Below are 15,898 nucleotides of genomic sequence, written 5' to 3' on the forward strand. Positions count from 1 at the left end.
CGGCTATATATTGCCGCTGATGCATAGGTCAGCTTACAGACGCAGCATTCAGGGATCTGTAAGCCCCAAAACCATTACTGATTTATTCTGTATACTGCTGAAGACGGCGCAGTGAACGTTCCCGCCGGGTGTGCTCCCGGCTCATATCCAGCAGGACGTCTTCCAGGAATGCCAGATGGCGGTGGGATGCCTCCCGCGCTGCCTCCGGCGACCGGCTCATAATGGCCCGGAATACCTGTTCCCGGTGTTCGCTGACCATCGCCAGCATCTCTTTCCGGGTGTATAAAAATTCAAAGTTCTGCCGGATATTTTTTTCCAGCATCGGCACCATACAGCGCAGCAAATGTAACAGCACCACATTATGTGCGGCTTCTGTGACAATAAGCTGATATTGCAGTACGGCCTGAGATTCTGCTTCCACATCCCCGGCGTCGCGGGCATCGGCTATCGCCTGATGACTGTTGGTGATACGGACAAAATCCGCTTCGGTTCCCCGCAGCGCCGCATAATAAGCAGCAATACCCTCAAGGGCATGACGGGTTTCCAGCAGATCAAACTGAGATTCGGGGTGCCCTTCCAGCAGCTGGGCAAGCGGGTCGCTGAAGCTTTGCCAGAGATTGCTCTGTACAAATGTGCCGCCACCTTGTCTGCGCAGCAGAAAGCCTTTCGCTTCAAGTTTTTGAATTGCTTCGCGCAGTGAGGGACGTGAGACATCGAACTGTTTGGCCAGCTCGCGTTCAGGCGGCAGCTTTTCCCCCGGGCTTAATGTGCCGTCGAGGATTAAGTGCTCAAGCCGCTGTTCGATCACGTCGGCTAATTTTGGTTGGCGGATTTTGCTGTAAGCCATATTTGTATCAGAACCATCAACATGGATAAATATTGCTTCATGGGTTTTGTAGTCAATTGGTAATACCAATTTCTTTTACAGGGTCTTAAAGTAACAAAGTATTCACCAACTGTCTATAAAGACCTTGAGCTAAATCATAAAAACCAGCAAGTTTTAACATTTTTTTTTAAATTTTAGCATAAATTGATAACTGATACGTTTAAATGCTGCATCGTGAATGTTACAGAATTTAACGTTTAAATTCAGATAAATACGCAAACTGAACCGTTACAGTGACCATTTTTATGAATATACAATCAATATTTGTGCATTTTTACCGCGCCATATAACTATCACCCTGATTTGCCCCGGCCTCGTCAGGTTATCTCCGCTGCGTCTGTATCCATAAAATGCATTTAGTCAGTAACAGGTTACCGGAATGCTAATTTTAGCAGGGAACCGGTAAACAGGAAAACTTCGCCTCAGTCAGATCTGCGAAATTTTACGGCTTATTCAGCCGGAATGTCTGCCGGATTCAGTGAATTCCTGTATCGGTTCCAGTCGAAACAAGGGCCGGGATCTGTTTTGCGTCCCGGTGCGATATCACTGTGTCCGGTGATATGCCCTTTCATTTGCGGGTAATGCATCAAAAGCGTCTGTGTCACAGAAGCCAGTGCCCGGTACTGTTCATCGGTGAATGGTTGTGTATCGGTCCCTTCCAGCTCAATACCGACGGAAAAATCGTTACACTTTTCTGTCCCCTGATAGCAGGAAACGCCCGCATGCCAGGCTCTTGCATCAAATGGCACATACTGCACAATTTCCCCGGTCCGGCGGATCAGACAGTGAGCAGAAACCCGCAGCGCCTGTATTTCTGCAAAAAACGGATGTGCATTAGGGTCCAGCGTCCCCTGAAAAAGCTGGTCAATATACGGACCGCCGAACTGCCCCGGCGGCAGGCTGATATTGTGGATCACCAGTAAACGGGGAGTCACGTTTTCCGGCCGGGTATCGTGATGCGGTGAGATAACCCTGCGCGCTGTGGTCAGCCAGCCATCCTGAATATCCATTCGTTCTCCTGAGCAAAAGCCGTTATTGAATCACATAACCAATATCATTTTGTGCCGCACAGTATACGTGTCTTCCCCCCTCTCCGGGGAGTGCTGATTTTTTTCAGCTGATTTCTGCGTGTCAGACCGAAAAAAAAATCTGCCGTTTTCAGTTGTTACACCGCAGTTTTCCATCTGTGCCGAGAAATCCGGATACCTCTCTTTTTTGACGATCCGTCATTGAATAGAGTGCATCACGCTAAATAAGTACCCCGTTCACAGACACAAAAAGGAGCATCAGTATGAATCAGCACGGATTCACATTAATCGAGGTGATGGTGGTGATCGCCATTGTGGCGGTTCTCAGTGCCATTGCGGTTCCGGGCTATCAGAACTATATCCGCAAAGCAGCACTGATTGATGTGCTGCGGACTGTCACCGCGTTTAAAACCGGTGTGGAGTTGTGCAGTTTTGACAGCCCCTCTTTTGCCGGATGCAACAGCGGACAAGGTTCCGTTCCCGCCGGTTCCCCGGGACGTTATATCAAATCGGTTAAAGCGGAAAACGGTGTTGTGACAGTTCAGGGAAACAGTTCACTGGCTGCGCTGACAGTCAGCACAACCCCGGTAAGAAATCCGCTGAACGGCATTACTGTCTGGACAACCGCCTGTGACACGAAAGAAGACGCACTGAAAAAAATCTGTATTGACGTCATTAAGTAACATACCGACATGAAAAGGAATTCATTATGCAAGCAGGTACACTTTCCCCTGTTACCCGCACCGGCGGGGAGGAACAACTCTTACTGGCTGAAGTTCATGCGTTATGTGAACGTAACGAGCTGATGCTGATTGACTGTAATCCGGATGCGGTCCGGGTTGCAGCCGCACAGCAGCCGCGCCGGGATGTTGTGTCCGCTATCCGCTTTCTGGCCGGTAAGCGGGTGGATATTGAATTATGGCACAGTGAGAAACTGGCTTACTGCCGCCGGAATACCTCACTGCCGGAGCCGGTACTTTTCCCCGGCGTAACACCGGAAACAAACGTACCGGTTTCTGCGGATACCGGTGCACCGCCGCCTCCCGCCCTTCCGCCTGCCGATAATCACCGGCAGCCACCGGATACCGACACATGGCCGGCAGAACAACAATCCGCCGCGGTCAGCTTTGTTAACCGGATGATTGCCGGTGCTGTTGCCAAGCGGGCATCCGATATCCATATCGAACCGGCACAGCAGGGCTACCGGATACGGGTCAGAATCGACGGGCAGTTGCATACACTGAATTCTCCGCCGCCGGAAATCAGCGGAGAGATCATTATCCGCATCAAAATTATTGCCGGACTCGATATTGCCGAAAAACGGTTACCCCAGGACGGTCAGTTTGAATGGCTGGAAAATAACACCCGTTATGCGATCCGTGTCGCCACACTCCCCACAATTTATGGTGAAAAAGTGGTGCTCCGGCTGCTGAGTACCACGCAGAATCTGGCGCTGGAAAAATCAGGACTGACACCTCAGCAACTGAAAACATTACATGACGGCCTCAACAGTGCCACCGGTATTATTTTACTGACCGGCCCCACCGGCAGCGGTAAAACCGCCACACTTTACGGCTGTCTGCAATACCTGAATCAGAACAACCGGAATATCTGCAGCGTTGAAGACCCGGTGGAAATTCCGCTGCGGGGGATCACCCAGACACAGATAAACCCGAAAATTGAACTGGGTTTCGCCGCCATTCTCCGCGCCCTGCTGCGCCAGGACCCGGATGTCATTATGGTGGGTGAAATCAGGGATAAAGCAACGGCTGAAATGGCTGTCAAAGCGGCTCATACCGGTCATCTGGTATTATCCACCCTGCATACCAATTCCGCGGAAGATACTTTTTCGCGGCTGCGGCAACTGGGCATTGACGAGTATTTCATTAAAACCTGCATCAAACTGATCATTGCCCAGCGTCTGGTCCGCATGCTGTGTCCGCACTGTAAAACACAAAAACAGGAAACGGAAAACGTGATACTGGGCAGCGGAAAAACACATCAGTTCACCCCGTGGCAGGCAAACGGCTGTGAGCACTGCTTTTCAGGTTATTACGGCCGAACTGCCTGTTTTGCCTTTCTGACACCGCAACAGGCGCAGTCTTCTGCCGCCGGTGCATTGCCCGGTTCACTGTTTGACGCAGGTGTCGCACTGGCAGAGTCCGGGGTAACCACACTCAGTGAGATTTACCATATGCAGGATATCTGACATCTGCTGCTCAACAGGAGTGATGCTATGCAAATTTACCGGCTGTATGACTGGTCCGGTCTGACACCGGTTAACCGGGTAGTGACCGGAATCCTTATTTCGTCTTCAGAGAATAGTGCTGTTAATCAGCTGATTTCGCAGAGCATCACACCTGTTTCACTGCACTGCCGCAAGCGGCTGGTCTGTTCACAGAAAGAGAAACACTACCTTCTGCATTTCACACAGCAGCTGACAACCTTACTGACATCAGGACTACCGCTGCTGAAAGCACTTTCCCTGCTGGCCGGTGAATGCAGCCACCCGCTGTGGACAGAAGTGATCCGCGCGCTTACCGGACAACTGCAACAGGGAAAAACATTGACTCAGGGGATAATGCAGTTCCCTGCTTTATTTGATTCCTTTTACTGCCAGATGATTACGGTCGGGGAGGAAACCGGTAAATTACCGGAGTGTCTTCATACTATTTCACAACATATTCAGAGCAGCCGTGAACACCGGGCCGCATTAATCAAATCAGTCCGCTATCCTGTTGCATTGTTAATTGCCAGCACTCTGATGGTCACATTAATGTTTCTGTTTGTAATTCCCGAATTCGCCCAAATATATGCATCATTCGATGCTGAACTTCCGGCACTGACACAACAATTGATCAGGATTTCCGGTATTATTTCCGTGTATACAATTCCGGTAATGAGCACAATAACAGTAATTACATTTATTTATCATATATTTCGCCGGAAACACACGGGTATTAAAAAAGCAGAATCAATCTGTATTTTACATATTCCGTTTATCGGCAATATTATTATTTTCAGTTATGTGTCCCGTATTTTCCGGATGCTGGCAATGACACAACAATCGGGCATCACACTTATTTCGGGTATTAATACACTTATTATGACGACTTCACATCCGTTATACAGAGAGGCTTTAAGCACAATCAGGGAAGAATTGCTTCACGGGAAATCATTCAGCCAATCAATTAAGGAATCGAAATTATTTCCTTCATTATGTTATGAACTGATTGCCACCGGTGAGGCTACAGGGCAATTCGGACACTTTTTTTTCCTATACCGCAGAATGGTTTAAATCTTTCGCCTTAAATCAAATTCAGGATTTTTTTAAAATACTCCAGCCATTACTGTTTACCTTCCTGTCAATTCTCGTCGCCATTTTATTAATTGCAATGTATTTACCTTTATTCCGGCTCGGTGAAATTTTGGTCTGATAACTATTCATTCTGTAAAGTATCTGAATAAAAAATTCAAACCTGTGAAATATCTCTGTATTCACTGCTTATTTGCCATAGGAGAAATTAATTTCATCAGGTACAATTTACCCGTTGTTTCGATCAATACAGGAATACAATGGCTTATATTGTTGCGTTAACCGGGGGTATCGGCAGCGGGAAAAGTACCGTTGCGGATATGTTTGCCCGTCTCGGGGTCCCTGTAACAGATGCGGATATTATCGCCCGTCAGGTGGTTGAACCGGGAACACCGGCATTGCAGGCTATTGCTGAGCACTTCGGCCCGCGGATTCTGACCGCAGACGGCACTCTGGACAGAGCTGCGCTGCGCCGGGAAATCTTCGCAGACCCGGAGGAAAAAGCATGGCTCAATCAGTTACTGCATCCGCTTATCCATCAGGAAACCCGGCGGCAGCTTAACAATGTAACAGCCCCTTATGCCCTTTGGGTGGTTCCTCTGCTGGTTGAAAATAACCTTGCTCCCCTGGCAGATCGCGTACTGGTTGTGGATGTTTATCCGCACGAACAAATAGCCCGTACCATGCGCCGTGACGGCGTTTCCGGAGAGCATGCCGAAAATATTCTCCGGGCGCAGGCATCCCGTGAACAACGTCTTTCCGTTGCCGATGATATTCTGACCAATCATGATAACGATGAGCCGCTGATGCCCCGCGTCCTTGCACTGCACGAACATTATACAGCGTTGGCCCGTCAGCCAAAACAGGAACACCCATGAGCGAAATCCGTCAGTCTGTTACTTTTGAACATCCATTAAACGAACGAACCCGTTCATGGCTGCGTATTGAAACATCACTTCAGCAAATGAGCACTCTGTCCCCGCTCGACTCTCTGCCGTCAAGCCTGGCATTTTTCCGGGCTGTCGCCGAATTTATCGAAGTGATTGATCGCGGTGAAGTCCGTTCAGAAATTTTAAAAGAGCTGGAAAAACAGCAAAAGAAACTGGCAATGTGGGCTGAAGCGCCTAACGCCGACCAGGCCCTGATCCGCGGATTTTCAGACGAACTGAAACAGAAAGCGGCAGAACTGAGTAAAGCCCCCCGCATCGCCCAGCACCTGAAAGACGATAAAATTATCAGCATTGTCCGCCAGCGGCTGAGTATTCCCGGTGGTTGCTGCGGTTTTGATCTGCCTTACCTCCACCTGTGGCTGAATCTGCCGCAGAGTGTGCGTGATAACACGCAGGCCGCCTGGATTGCAGGTTTGCAGCCGCTGAATAATGCACTCAGCAGCCTGCTGACGCTGCTGCGCCAGTCCGCGCCTTTTGCCGCAGCCGAAAGCCATAACGGCTTTTATCAGGATAATGCGGAAGGTGCGGATTTACTGCGTCTGCGTCTGCCGGTTGATTGCCAGATTTACCCGCAGGTTTCCGGCCACAAAACACGTTTTGCCATACGCTTCCTGCATACTGACAGCGAACACGGTATAATACCCGCTACTTTACCGTTTGAAATTGCCTGTTGTTAGCAGGGAGGATGCTATGTCAGAAGCTATTATCGTTAACTGTCCGAATTGCAAAAAAGAAGTTGTCTGGGGGACGGAAAGCCCGTACCGCCCGTTTTGCAGTAAACGTTGTCAGTTAATTGATCTCGGGGAGTGGGCTGCGGAAGAAAAACGGATTGCCAGCCGGAGTGACCTTTCTGACAGTGAAGCCTGGAGTGAACCGGAAGACAGTTCACCGTACTGATTAACTTACCGGACAGCGGCTGAACAAAAACAGCCGCATCCGTATATCTGAATCTTATTCCGTCAGTAATGCCACAATCCCGCGGTTGACCGGCGGAAACTCCTCTGCGATCAGTGCTGTTTGTTTTACCCAGCGTGACGGCTGGCCTTCTCGGCCGTAAGGCGCGTTCTGCCACTCTTCCACCAGGAAGAAATAAATGGTGATCAGGCGATCCGGAAACTCATGCTCTGCCGTCTGTAACAGCTCACCGGGCACAGCCACAATACCCAGTTCTTCTTCCAGCTCCCGTACCAGCGCCTGTTCCGGTGACTCTCCGGCTTCCAGTTTACCGCCGGGAAACTCCCAGTAACCGCCCATATGAGATTCAGCCGGGCGCTGAGCAATAAAGATATCGCCTTCTGCATTACGGATAACGCCGGCGGCAATACGTAAGTGTTTTTTTTCCATCATGTTCTGTCCGTTTTATTTACAGAAGAAAGGCGGGGTTTGAAGTGACCCCGCCTTTTTGCTTTTTATGCTAATCGTCTGTCAGGACTGATTATTTCAGTGCACCGTGGCACTGTTTGTATTTCTTGCCGGAACCACAAGGGCACGGATCATTACGGCCGACTTTGCGGACACCGGATGCGATTTCCGCTTCCGTTTTGGTCATCAGCGCAGCATTGTCATTTTCATGGCTGAGCTGCTGGCGCTGTGCCAGACGTTCAGCTTCCTCGCGGCGGCGCTGCTCCAGTGCTTCAACTTCTTCCGGCATGCGGACCTGAACTTTGGAAATGGTGCTGACCACTTCATATTTCAGGCCTTCCAGCATGTTAGCAAACATGGAAAAAGACTCACGCTTGTATTCCTGCTTCGGATCTTTTTGTGCGTAACCACGCAGGTGGATACCCTGACGCAGATAATCCATCGCTGCCAGATGCTCTTTCCACAGTGTATCCAGCGTCTGCAGCATCACGCCTTTCTCGAAGTGACGCATCATTTCAGCGCCGACAATCTCTTCTTTGGCTTTGTAAACCTCAACCGCTTTATCGAGGATACGCTCACGCAGGGTTTCTTCGTGCAGCTCAGGTTCTTTATCCAGCCACTCTTTGATTGGCAGATGTAAATCGAAATCCTGTTCCAGACGTTTTTCCAGGCCCGGGATATCCCACATTTCTTCCAGAGACTGCGGCGGAATATGCGCATCGATAACCGTTGTGAAGACATCACCACGGATGCTGTCGATAGTTTCACTGATATCGCCGTTATCCAGCAGATCATTACGCTGGGTGTAGATAGCGCGGCGCTGGTCGTTTGCCACATCATCATATTCCAGCAGTTGCTTACGGATATCGAAGTTGCGGCTTTCCACTTTACGCTGTGCGTTGGCAATCGCTTTGGTCACCCACGGATGCTCAATCGCCTCACCCTCTTTCATACCCAGTTTGCGCATCATGCCGGTAACACGGTCAGATGCGAAAATACGCATCAGTGCATCTTCCATAGACAGGTAGAAACGGGAAGAACCCGCATCACCCTGACGGCCTGAACGACCGCGTAACTGGTTATCGATACGGCGGGATTCATGGCGCTCGGTACCGATGATATGCAGACCGCCTGCCGCCAGAACGGCATCATGACGTTCCTGCCATGCGGCTTTCGCCGCAGCAATGTTCTCTTCTGTCGGTTCATCCAGCGCGGCCAGATCTGCCTGTAAGCTGCCGCCCAGCACGATATCCGTACCACGACCCGCCATGTTGGTAGCGATAGTCACATGACCTGAACGACCGGCCTGTTCAACGATATCCGCTTCCATGGCGTGGAATTTGGCATTCAGTACACTGTGCTCAATTTTGGCTTTTTTCAGTGCGTTGGAGATAAGTTCTGACTTCTCGATAGAGATAGTACCCACCAGCACCGGTTGTCCGGCTGCGGTACGCTCACGGATATCTTCAATGATGGCATTGAATTTATCAGCTTCTGTCATATAGACCAGATCCGGTAAATCTTTACGGATCATCGGACGGTTAGTCGGGATAACAATGGTATCGAGTTTATAAATTGAACTGAATTCAAAAGCTTCCGTATCCGCTGTACCGGTCATCCCGGCCAGTTTGGTGTATAAACGGAAGTAGTTCTGGAATGTGATGGAAGCCAGTGTCTGGTTTTCATTCTGGATTTCCACACCTTCTTTGGCTTCCACTGCCTGATGCAGACCATCAGACCAGCGGCGGCCCTGCATAGTACGGCCGGTGTGTTCATCGACGATGATGACCTCACCTTCGCTGACGATATAATCCACATCGCGGACAAACAGAGAGTGCGCACGCAGACCCGCCATGACGTGATGCATCAGCATGATATTTGATGGTGAGTACAGTGATTCACCTTCATTCATCAGACCGGCCTCAGACAGCAGCTCTTCCACCAGCACCAGGCCGCGCTCGGTCAGTGTGACCTGGCGGGATTTTTCATCCACAGAGAAGTGACCTTCACCTTTGAAGGTATCGGAATCATCTTTTTCCTGACGAATCAGGCGCGGGATCAGTTTATCCACTTTCATATACAGCTCAGAGCTGTCTTCTGCCGGACCGGAGATAATCAGCGGGGTACGGGCTTCATCGATTAAGATGGAGTCGACCTCATCCACCAGCGCATAGTTCAGCTTACGCTGTACACGCTCTTCCGGGCTGAACGCCATGTTGTCACGCAGATAGTCAAAACCGTATTCGTTGTTAGTACCGTAGGTGATATCAGCTGCATACGCTTCGCGTTTTGCCGGTGCAGGCATGCCCGGCAGGTTGATGCCGACAGTCAGACCGAGGAATTCAAACAGCGGACGGTTGTTTTCGGCGTCACGCTGAGCGAGGTAGTCGTTCACTGTCACCACGTGAACCCCTTTGCCGGACAGGGCATTGAGGTAGGCAGGCAGTGTCGCGGTCAGCGTTTTACCCTCACCCGTACGCATCTCGGCGATGCAGCGTTCGTTCAGCACCATACCGCCAATCAGCTGGACATCAAAGTGGCGCATGCCGAATACACGCTTACTGGCTTCACGCACCGTGGCAAATGCTTCCGGTAAGATATCCTGCTCGGATTCACCTTTTGCCAGGCGATCACGGAATTCCTGTGTTTTGGCTTTTAATTCATCATCACTGAGTTTTTCGAACTCAGGTTCCATCCGGTTGATAATTTCCACGGATTTGCGCAGGCGGCGTAAAGTACGGTCATTCCGGCTGCCGAAGATTTTGGTCAGTAATTTTACCAGCATAGTAAACGTCTCTGTTCAGGCACAATCAGGCCTTGTTAATAATCAATATGTTAATAATTTCTTTTAGGGGATTACGCAGATATTACGCAGATATTACGCAGATTGTACGGGGCCTGCACGGATGCCGCCGGTGCGGGCAATCCACTGAACAGAAAAAGACGGAGACGGGTTATCTGCGGCAATGCGCTGCGGCATAACAACCGGATGATAAACAGGCAGTGCCGGGGAATCGGTCAGAATGGCATACAGTGCCGCCAGCATATTTTGTGCGGAGGCATCATGCCGGTCTTCTGCCGGGGTATTATCTTTTGACGCATCTTCCGGGCAGGAAAATGCAAAGGAAATCTGGCGGATAACATTACGGACAGCATGCTGCTGCCAGTAATTTATATTCTGTGAGGTTCTCGCCGGCTGGCTGCTTTGCAGGAACAGGCTGTCAAAGGCGGATAATGCCTGACTCTGGCGGTTTTGTGTTGTCCCGGCACCGGCTGTGGTAACATCACCACTGTTCAGGACTGCAGGCAGGCCAAAGCCGGTCGCCACAATCCCGATAAAGAGATGGCACCAGAAATAACGCCTGCCAAATTGCCGCCAAAGATTTAAAATAGTGTTTCCCTCACGAGATCCGGAGTATATGTGATGCGCGACAGTCAGCCAGTTTCCCTTGAAAGTCTGCTGGAAAGCGGAACTAAGGATAATAATACCCTTAAAAGTATTCAGCAGCGTGCTGTCGTGTTACTTAAACTCAACCGCGCCGTTCTGGCGCTGCTGCCCGCGATGCTCAAACCGCACTGCCGTGTGGCTAATTATCGCAAACAACTGTTAATTCTGGAAGTCTCTAATGCGGCACAGATGACCCGCCTGCGTTATGAACTTCCTGCGCTGCGTTCCGCATTGCGCCGGGAGATTTTACCATCATTATCGGCCATCGACATCAAAATCAACCCGTCATTGATGAAATCATCGTCAACCGGGCGATCGGGTGATGATAAAAACAGCAATTCAGATGTCAGAGGACAAAAAACAGCAGAGCCGGGACGGAAACTGAGTACGGAAAGTGCCAATGAGCTGAAAGCGCTGGCGCAGAGAAGTCCGGAAAAACTGAGGAAGAAACTGGAGAAATTGGCTGCACTGGCCGGAGAGAGTACCAGTGCAGCAGATTAAGCAGACGCTATTTGGTAAACAGCGTCAGTGACAGGAGAGTCAGGGTCAGAGCAACAAGCTGTGGTGCCATGACCTGATTATGCCAGTACGGTTGACGGTGCACGGAATGCAACCGGCATCTGTGCTTCGTTCTCGAATGTCACGAGTTCCCAGGCGCTCTCTTTTGCCAGAACAGCCTGAAGTAACTTGTTATTCAGTGCGTGACCGGATTTGAATGCCGTGAAGGCACCAATGATATTGTGGCCGCACATAAACAGGTCACCGATAGCATCCAGCATTTTGTGACGTACGAATTCGTCTTCAAAACGCAGGCCGTCTTCGTTCAGCACGCGGTAATCATCCACCACGATAGCACAGTCAAAACTTCCGCCTAAACATAAGCCTTTGGACTGGAGATATTCAATGTCACGCATGAACCCGAAGGTACGTGCACGGCTGATATCCCGGACAAAGTTTTCCGCAGAGAAGTTCATCGCGTAGCGCTGAGTGCTGGAATCGATCGCCGGATGGTTGAAATCAATCGTGAAATCTAAGCTGAAACCGTTAAACGGAGAGAGTTCAGCCCACTTATCACCATCTTCAACACGGACGGTCTCTTTCAGACGCAGGAATTTCTTCGCGCTGTTCAGTTCTTCAATACCGGCATCCAGTAACAGGAATACGAACGGGCTTGCGCTGCCATCCATAATCGGGATTTCAGCGGCATCGACTTCGATAACCAGGTTATCAATGCCGAGCCCGGCCAGTGCTGCGTTTAAATGCTCAACCGTGGAAATACGTACGTTGTCTTCATTTACCAGACAAGTACATAACATCGTATCACGCACGGATTTCGCATCTGCCGGAAAATCGACAGGCGGATTAAGATCAGTACGGCGATAGATGATCCCGGTATTGGCCGGTGCCGGACGCATTGTCAGCGTAACTTTTTTACCGGTGTGTAAACCCACACCCGTAGCCTGAACAATACGCTTTAATGTTCTTTGTTTGATCATCGTTTCTGTCTCGTTTGATTAACTGTCTCCCTGTCATTATAAACTAATGACAAGGGAGATAGTTTAGCACAAAAAGCGGAGATGCAAATCTTTTCGGTTTAGTCAGCCTGTTTGCGTAAAAAAGCCGGGATATCTAAGTAATCCGGTTCTTTATTGCTCTGAGCTGACGAATCGTTGACAACCTGTGCCACTGATTTGCTCTCATCGATGCTGGTCATGCTGTTTTGCATTTGTGCATAACGATGTTCCATGTTGTTGGTCTGTACCGCTTTATTGGTTACCAGCGTGATTTCCGGACGTTTGTCCATGCCGATACCGGTCGCGACCACAGTCACACGCAGTTCATCGTTCATTTCAGGGTCTAAAGAAGTACCGATAACCACGGTCGCATTATCCGATGCAAACGCACGGATAGTGTTACCCACGGTTTCGAACTCATCCAGACGCAGGTCAAAGCCCGCCGTGATGTTAACCAGCACACCACGCGCACCGGACAGGTCGATATCTTCCAGCAGCGGGCTGGAGATCGCCATTTCGGCTGCTTCTTCCGCACGGTCTTCGCCGCGCGCCGCGCCGGAGCCCATCATTGCGTAACCCATTTCTGACATCACGGTACGGACGTCCGCGAAGTCAACGTTCATCAGACCCGGACGGGTGATCAGTTCTGCGATACCCTGAACTGCGCCGCGTAACACATCGTTAGCAGCACCGAAGGCATCCAGCAGAGAAATCCCGCGGCCTAATACTTTCAGCAGTTTGTCATTCGGAATAGTGATCAGTGAGTCAACATGCTTGGATAACTCAGTAATCCCCTGCTCGGCGAATGCCATGCGTTTTTTGCCTTCAAAGTTGAACGGCTTGGTCACCACAGCAACGGTCAGAATGCCCAGCTCTTTGGCAACTTCAGCAACAACAGGTGCCGCACCGGTCCCTGTACCGCCGCCCATACCGGCTGCGATAAAGACCATGTCCGCACCGTCGAGTGCATTGCGCAGAGCTTCGCGATCTTCTTCCGCCGCGTTACGGCCCACTTCCGGGTTTGCACCCGCACCCAGGCCTTTGGTGATCCCGTTACCAATCTGAATAGTCTGGCCGACGGCGGTTTTACGAAGCGCCTGAGCGTCCGTATTCACAGCGAAGAACTCAACGCCTTCGATGCGTTCACGGACCATATGCTCAACAGCGTTACCGCCGCCCCCGCCGACGCCGATGACTTTAATCACCGCGTCGTTGGTCAATTCCATCGGTTCAAACATAATCTCTCTCCGTTTTGTGCCTTTCTTATATGGCCGCTATTATCGCCAGCCTTAATACAAATTAAAATTCTTTTCTGAGCCAGCCAGTTAATTTTTTAAACCAACTGCCCACCGAGGCACGTTTTTCTGTCTCGGTATCGCCGACCAGGTGAGATTCTTTGCCGTAATGCAGTAACCCTACTGCTGTAGAGTAATACGGTTCCTGCGCATAATCCGTTAACCCGGTTATGTTAAGCGGTTGTCCGATACGAACCTGTGTATGGAAAACACGCTGTGCGCACTCAACCAGTCCGTTAATCTGAGCCGCACCACCCGTCAGCACGATACCAGCGGCCAAATGGTGTTTGACACCCTGCTGACGTAATTGTTCCTGTACTTTCAAAATTTCGTCATTAACCAGATTGAGTAACTCGGTGTAACGCGGCTCAATCACTTCGGCTAATGTCTGGCGCTGTAAACTGCGCGGCGGACGCCCGCCGACACTCGGCACTTCCAGCGTTTCGTCTTTGCTGACCAGCGCTCCCAGAGCACAACCGTGACGGACTTTAATTGCCTCCGCATCATTCGGCGGTGTGCCGAATGCGTAAGCGATATCACCGGTCACCACGTTACCGGCATACGGGATAACCCTGGTATGACGCAGCGCGCCGCCGGTGTAAATCGCCATATCCATAGTACCGCCGCCGATATCCACCACACAGACACCCAGTTCGCGTTCATCTTCCGTCAGTACCGCAAAGCTTGAGGCCAGACCGGCGAAAATCAGCTGATCCACTTTCAGCCCGCAGCGCTCAACGGCTTTGACAATATTTTTTGCCATGTCGTTATGACAGGTGATCAGATGCACTTTTGCCTGCATCCGCACACCGGATAATCCCACCGGGTTTTTAATGCCTTCCTGGTAATCGATGGCATATTCCTGCGGGATGACATGCAGAACACGGTGCTCGTCGCGGACACGGACAGATTTCGCCGTGTGCACCACATTCTCCACATCTTCCTGGGTCACTTCTTCTTCTGAAATCGGCACCATACCAATTTCATTCTGGCAGCTGATGTGTTTGCCGGATAACGCCAGATAAACTGATGAAATCTGACAGTCCGCCATCAGTTCCGCCTGGTCGATGGCACGCTGTACGCATTTTACCACCGACTCCAGATCATTGACGCCGCCTTTGTCCATTCCGCGTGACGGGCAATTACCCGCACCGATAATGTTCACCACACCGTCCGGCAGAATTTCACCAACAAGCGCAGATACTTTGGCGGTGCCTATTTCCAGGCCGACGACTAATTTTCTATCCGTTGCTTTGATCATTGTTATTCTGCCCGCCTTCTTTACCTGTTATGTCTTAATTTCCGTTTGCGAAAGGATCGATCTGCAATGGCGCCCAGCCGACCGCAGCACCGCTGTCATAGCGGAGATCGACATAATCAACCCGTTTGTCCTGTTCCTGCGCCAGAGTCGGATACAGCCCGATAAAACGCTGTAACCGGCCTTTGGTATCCAGCCGTCCGAGTTCAACCCGGACATCGTTATCCAGCACCAGCTGCCAGGCATGACGCGGTGACATCGAGGCTGATTTGATTTTCAGTCCTGTCCCGCTGAGCTGTTGCGCCATCTCACGATATCCGCTCAGTACATCCTGTTCACTGCCCTGTGCCCCGTAGAGCATCGGGAAAGATTCTTTTTCTGTCAGTTCCGCCGGCAGGCTGAAAACCCGCCCTGCGTCATCAACCATCTGTGCGTCATTCCAGCGTGCATACGGCACATATTCGACCAGATGAATTTTTAATTCGTCCGGCCACTGCTTGCGCACAGTGACCTGACGTAACCACGGGATCCGTTCCAGCTGCTGCTGTACTTCGTTGACATCCAGTGTCATAAACGTGCCCGGCGTCCCGAGGGATAACACCGCTTTGCGCACATCATCGTTTGTCGTGTAATGGCGCTCACCGGTTAATACCAGTTTTGACATCGGCAGGCGGTCTGCATCTTTCATCCAGTTCAGCACCATCAGACCACCCCAGACCAGCGTTCCCAGCACTATCAGGAAAAACAGCAGCCCGGCAAGGTATGTGCCGTTACTGGGACGTGAACCGTCATAATCCTGATCCGGTTCCGGTTCACGCATATTCAGTGCAGCCTGTGACAT

The 15,898-nt window shown here is 50.7% G+C and carries 16 protein-coding genes; 7 read left to right on the forward strand and 9 right to left on the reverse strand.

The genetic code is table 11. The features are described 5' to 3' along the window. Nucleotides 1-82: 82 nt before the first annotated feature. Nucleotides 83-847 (reverse strand): pyruvate dehydrogenase complex transcriptional repressor PdhR, encoded by a 765-nt coding sequence (pdhR, locus tag JC793_RS14365; protein ID WP_025152795.1) that lies wholly within the window; start codon nucleotides 845-847, stop codon nucleotides 83-85. 488 nt (nucleotides 848-1,335) lie between these two features. After that, nucleotides 1,336-1,896: a 1,6-anhydro-N-acetylmuramyl-L-alanine amidase AmpD gene (ampD, locus tag JC793_RS14370; RefSeq protein WP_166708334.1), complete on the reverse strand. Its 561-nt coding sequence runs from the start codon at nucleotides 1,894-1,896 to the stop codon at nucleotides 1,336-1,338. Nucleotides 1,897-2,177: 281 nt separating this feature from the next. Between ampD and ppdD the strand changes: the two genes are divergently transcribed. From ppdD to yacG, 6 genes are all read left to right on the forward strand, one after another. Further along, the gene (ppdD, locus tag JC793_RS14375; protein ID WP_166708335.1) at nucleotides 2,178-2,597 is read left to right on the forward strand and encodes a prepilin peptidase-dependent pilin; all 420 of its coding nucleotides are present in this window, start codon (nucleotides 2,178-2,180) and stop codon (nucleotides 2,595-2,597) included. 26 nt (nucleotides 2,598-2,623) lie between these two features. Continuing rightward, nucleotides 2,624-4,123, forward strand: coding sequence for an ATPase, T2SS/T4P/T4SS family (locus JC793_RS14380; RefSeq protein WP_218426494.1), 1,500 nt, complete (start codon nucleotides 2,624-2,626; stop codon nucleotides 4,121-4,123). A gap of 27 nt (nucleotides 4,124-4,150) precedes the next feature. Next, a complete protein-coding gene (locus JC793_RS14385; RefSeq protein WP_247717263.1) occupies nucleotides 4,151-5,212 on the forward strand; it encodes a type II secretion system F family protein in 1,062 nt (353 codons plus the stop codon). 278 nt (nucleotides 5,213-5,490) lie between these two features. After that, nucleotides 5,491-6,108 (forward strand): dephospho-CoA kinase, encoded by a 618-nt coding sequence (gene coaE, locus JC793_RS14390; RefSeq protein WP_166708338.1) that lies wholly within the window; start codon nucleotides 5,491-5,493, stop codon nucleotides 6,106-6,108. Then, a complete protein-coding gene (zapD, locus tag JC793_RS14395) occupies nucleotides 6,105-6,857 on the forward strand; it encodes a cell division protein ZapD (protein ID WP_166708339.1) in 753 nt (250 codons plus the stop codon). The genes coaE and zapD overlap by 4 nt, the downstream gene beginning before the upstream one ends. A gap of 13 nt (nucleotides 6,858-6,870) precedes the next feature. After that, nucleotides 6,871-7,077, forward strand: coding sequence for a DNA gyrase inhibitor YacG (yacG, locus tag JC793_RS14400; protein ID WP_046894492.1), 207 nt, complete (start codon nucleotides 6,871-6,873; stop codon nucleotides 7,075-7,077). Between the two features lie 54 nt (nucleotides 7,078-7,131). Here yacG and mutT read toward each other — a convergent pair whose 3' ends face one another. The 3 genes from mutT to secM all read right to left on the reverse strand — a co-directional run bounded on the left by mutT (nucleotide 7,132) and on the right by secM (nucleotide 10,963). Continuing rightward, nucleotides 7,132-7,524: an 8-oxo-dGTP diphosphatase MutT gene (gene mutT, locus JC793_RS14405; protein WP_046894615.1), complete on the reverse strand. Its 393-nt coding sequence runs from the start codon at nucleotides 7,522-7,524 to the stop codon at nucleotides 7,132-7,134. Between the two features lie 91 nt (nucleotides 7,525-7,615). Then, complete coding sequence (gene secA, locus JC793_RS14410) at nucleotides 7,616-10,327, reverse strand: preprotein translocase subunit SecA (protein WP_166708340.1); 2,712 nt, start codon at nucleotides 10,325-10,327, stop codon at nucleotides 7,616-7,618. A gap of 93 nt (nucleotides 10,328-10,420) precedes the next feature. After that, nucleotides 10,421-10,963, reverse strand: a complete 543-nt coding sequence (gene secM, locus JC793_RS14415) for a secA translation cis-regulator SecM (protein ID WP_218428458.1) — start codon at nucleotides 10,961-10,963, stop codon at nucleotides 10,421-10,423. 3 nt (nucleotides 10,964-10,966) lie between these two features. Here secM and JC793_RS14420 point away from each other — a divergent pair, with 3 nt between their 5' ends. After that, nucleotides 10,967-11,491, forward strand: a complete 525-nt coding sequence (locus JC793_RS14420) for a DUF721 domain-containing protein (RefSeq protein WP_218426495.1) — start codon at nucleotides 10,967-10,969, stop codon at nucleotides 11,489-11,491. A gap of 77 nt (nucleotides 11,492-11,568) precedes the next feature. Here JC793_RS14420 and lpxC read toward each other — a convergent pair whose 3' ends face one another. The 4 genes from lpxC to ftsQ form a co-directional block, all read right to left on the reverse strand. Further along, nucleotides 11,569-12,486: a UDP-3-O-acyl-N-acetylglucosamine deacetylase gene (gene lpxC, locus JC793_RS14425; protein WP_025152783.1), complete on the reverse strand. Its 918-nt coding sequence runs from the start codon at nucleotides 12,484-12,486 to the stop codon at nucleotides 11,569-11,571. A 98-nt stretch (nucleotides 12,487-12,584) separates the two neighbouring features. Continuing rightward, nucleotides 12,585-13,742: a cell division protein FtsZ gene (gene ftsZ, locus JC793_RS14430; RefSeq protein WP_166708341.1), complete on the reverse strand. Its 1,158-nt coding sequence runs from the start codon at nucleotides 13,740-13,742 to the stop codon at nucleotides 12,585-12,587. Between the two features lie 61 nt (nucleotides 13,743-13,803). Continuing rightward, the gene (gene ftsA, locus JC793_RS14435) at nucleotides 13,804-15,060 is read right to left on the reverse strand and encodes a cell division protein FtsA (protein ID WP_046894498.1); all 1,257 of its coding nucleotides are present in this window, start codon (nucleotides 15,058-15,060) and stop codon (nucleotides 13,804-13,806) included. A gap of 34 nt (nucleotides 15,061-15,094) precedes the next feature. Next, complete coding sequence (gene ftsQ, locus JC793_RS14440) at nucleotides 15,095-15,898, reverse strand: cell division protein FtsQ (protein ID WP_046894499.1); 804 nt, start codon at nucleotides 15,896-15,898, stop codon at nucleotides 15,095-15,097.

The sequence above is a fragment of the Morganella morganii genome (genome assembly GCF_019242955.1).
GTDB lineage: Bacteria > Pseudomonadota > Gammaproteobacteria > Enterobacterales > Enterobacteriaceae > Morganella > Morganella sibonii.

What these genes read in the sequence shown, in the direction of transcription:
- pdhR (WP_025152795.1), bottom strand. Translation starts at nt 847, where the DNA reads ATGGCTTACAGCAAAATCCGCCAACCAAAATTAGCCGACGTGATCGAA.
- ampD (WP_166708334.1), bottom strand. Translation starts at nt 1,896, where the DNA reads ATGGATATTCAGGATGGCTGGCTGACCACAGCGCGCAGGGTTATCTCA.
- ppdD (WP_166708335.1), top strand. Translation starts at nt 2,178, where the DNA reads ATGAATCAGCACGGATTCACATTAATCGAGGTGATGGTGGTGATCGCC.
- JC793_RS14380 (WP_218426494.1), top strand. Translation starts at nt 2,624, where the DNA reads ATGCAAGCAGGTACACTTTCCCCTGTTACCCGCACCGGCGGGGAGGAA.
- JC793_RS14385 (WP_247717263.1), top strand. Translation starts at nt 4,151, where the DNA reads ATGCAAATTTACCGGCTGTATGACTGGTCCGGTCTGACACCGGTTAAC.
- coaE (WP_166708338.1), top strand. Translation starts at nt 5,491, where the DNA reads ATGGCTTATATTGTTGCGTTAACCGGGGGTATCGGCAGCGGGAAAAGT.
- zapD (WP_166708339.1), top strand. Translation starts at nt 6,105, where the DNA reads ATGAGCGAAATCCGTCAGTCTGTTACTTTTGAACATCCATTAAACGAA.
- yacG (WP_046894492.1), top strand. Translation starts at nt 6,871, where the DNA reads ATGTCAGAAGCTATTATCGTTAACTGTCCGAATTGCAAAAAAGAAGTT.
- mutT (WP_046894615.1), bottom strand. Translation starts at nt 7,524, where the DNA reads ATGGAAAAAAAACACTTACGTATTGCCGCCGGCGTTATCCGTAATGCA.
- secA (WP_166708340.1), bottom strand. Translation starts at nt 10,327, where the DNA reads ATGCTGGTAAAATTACTGACCAAAATCTTCGGCAGCCGGAATGACCGT.
- JC793_RS14420 (WP_218426495.1), top strand. Translation starts at nt 10,967, where the DNA reads ATGCGCGACAGTCAGCCAGTTTCCCTTGAAAGTCTGCTGGAAAGCGGA.
- lpxC (WP_025152783.1), bottom strand. Translation starts at nt 12,486, where the DNA reads ATGATCAAACAAAGAACATTAAAGCGTATTGTTCAGGCTACGGGTGTG.
- ftsZ (WP_166708341.1), bottom strand. Translation starts at nt 13,742, where the DNA reads ATGTTTGAACCGATGGAATTGACCAACGACGCGGTGATTAAAGTCATC.
- ftsA (WP_046894498.1), bottom strand. Translation starts at nt 15,060, where the DNA reads ATGATCAAAGCAACGGATAGAAAATTAGTCGTCGGCCTGGAAATAGGC.
- ftsQ (WP_046894499.1), bottom strand. Translation starts at nt 15,898, where the DNA reads ATGTCACAGGCTGCACTGAATATGCGTGAACCGGAACCGGATCAGGAT.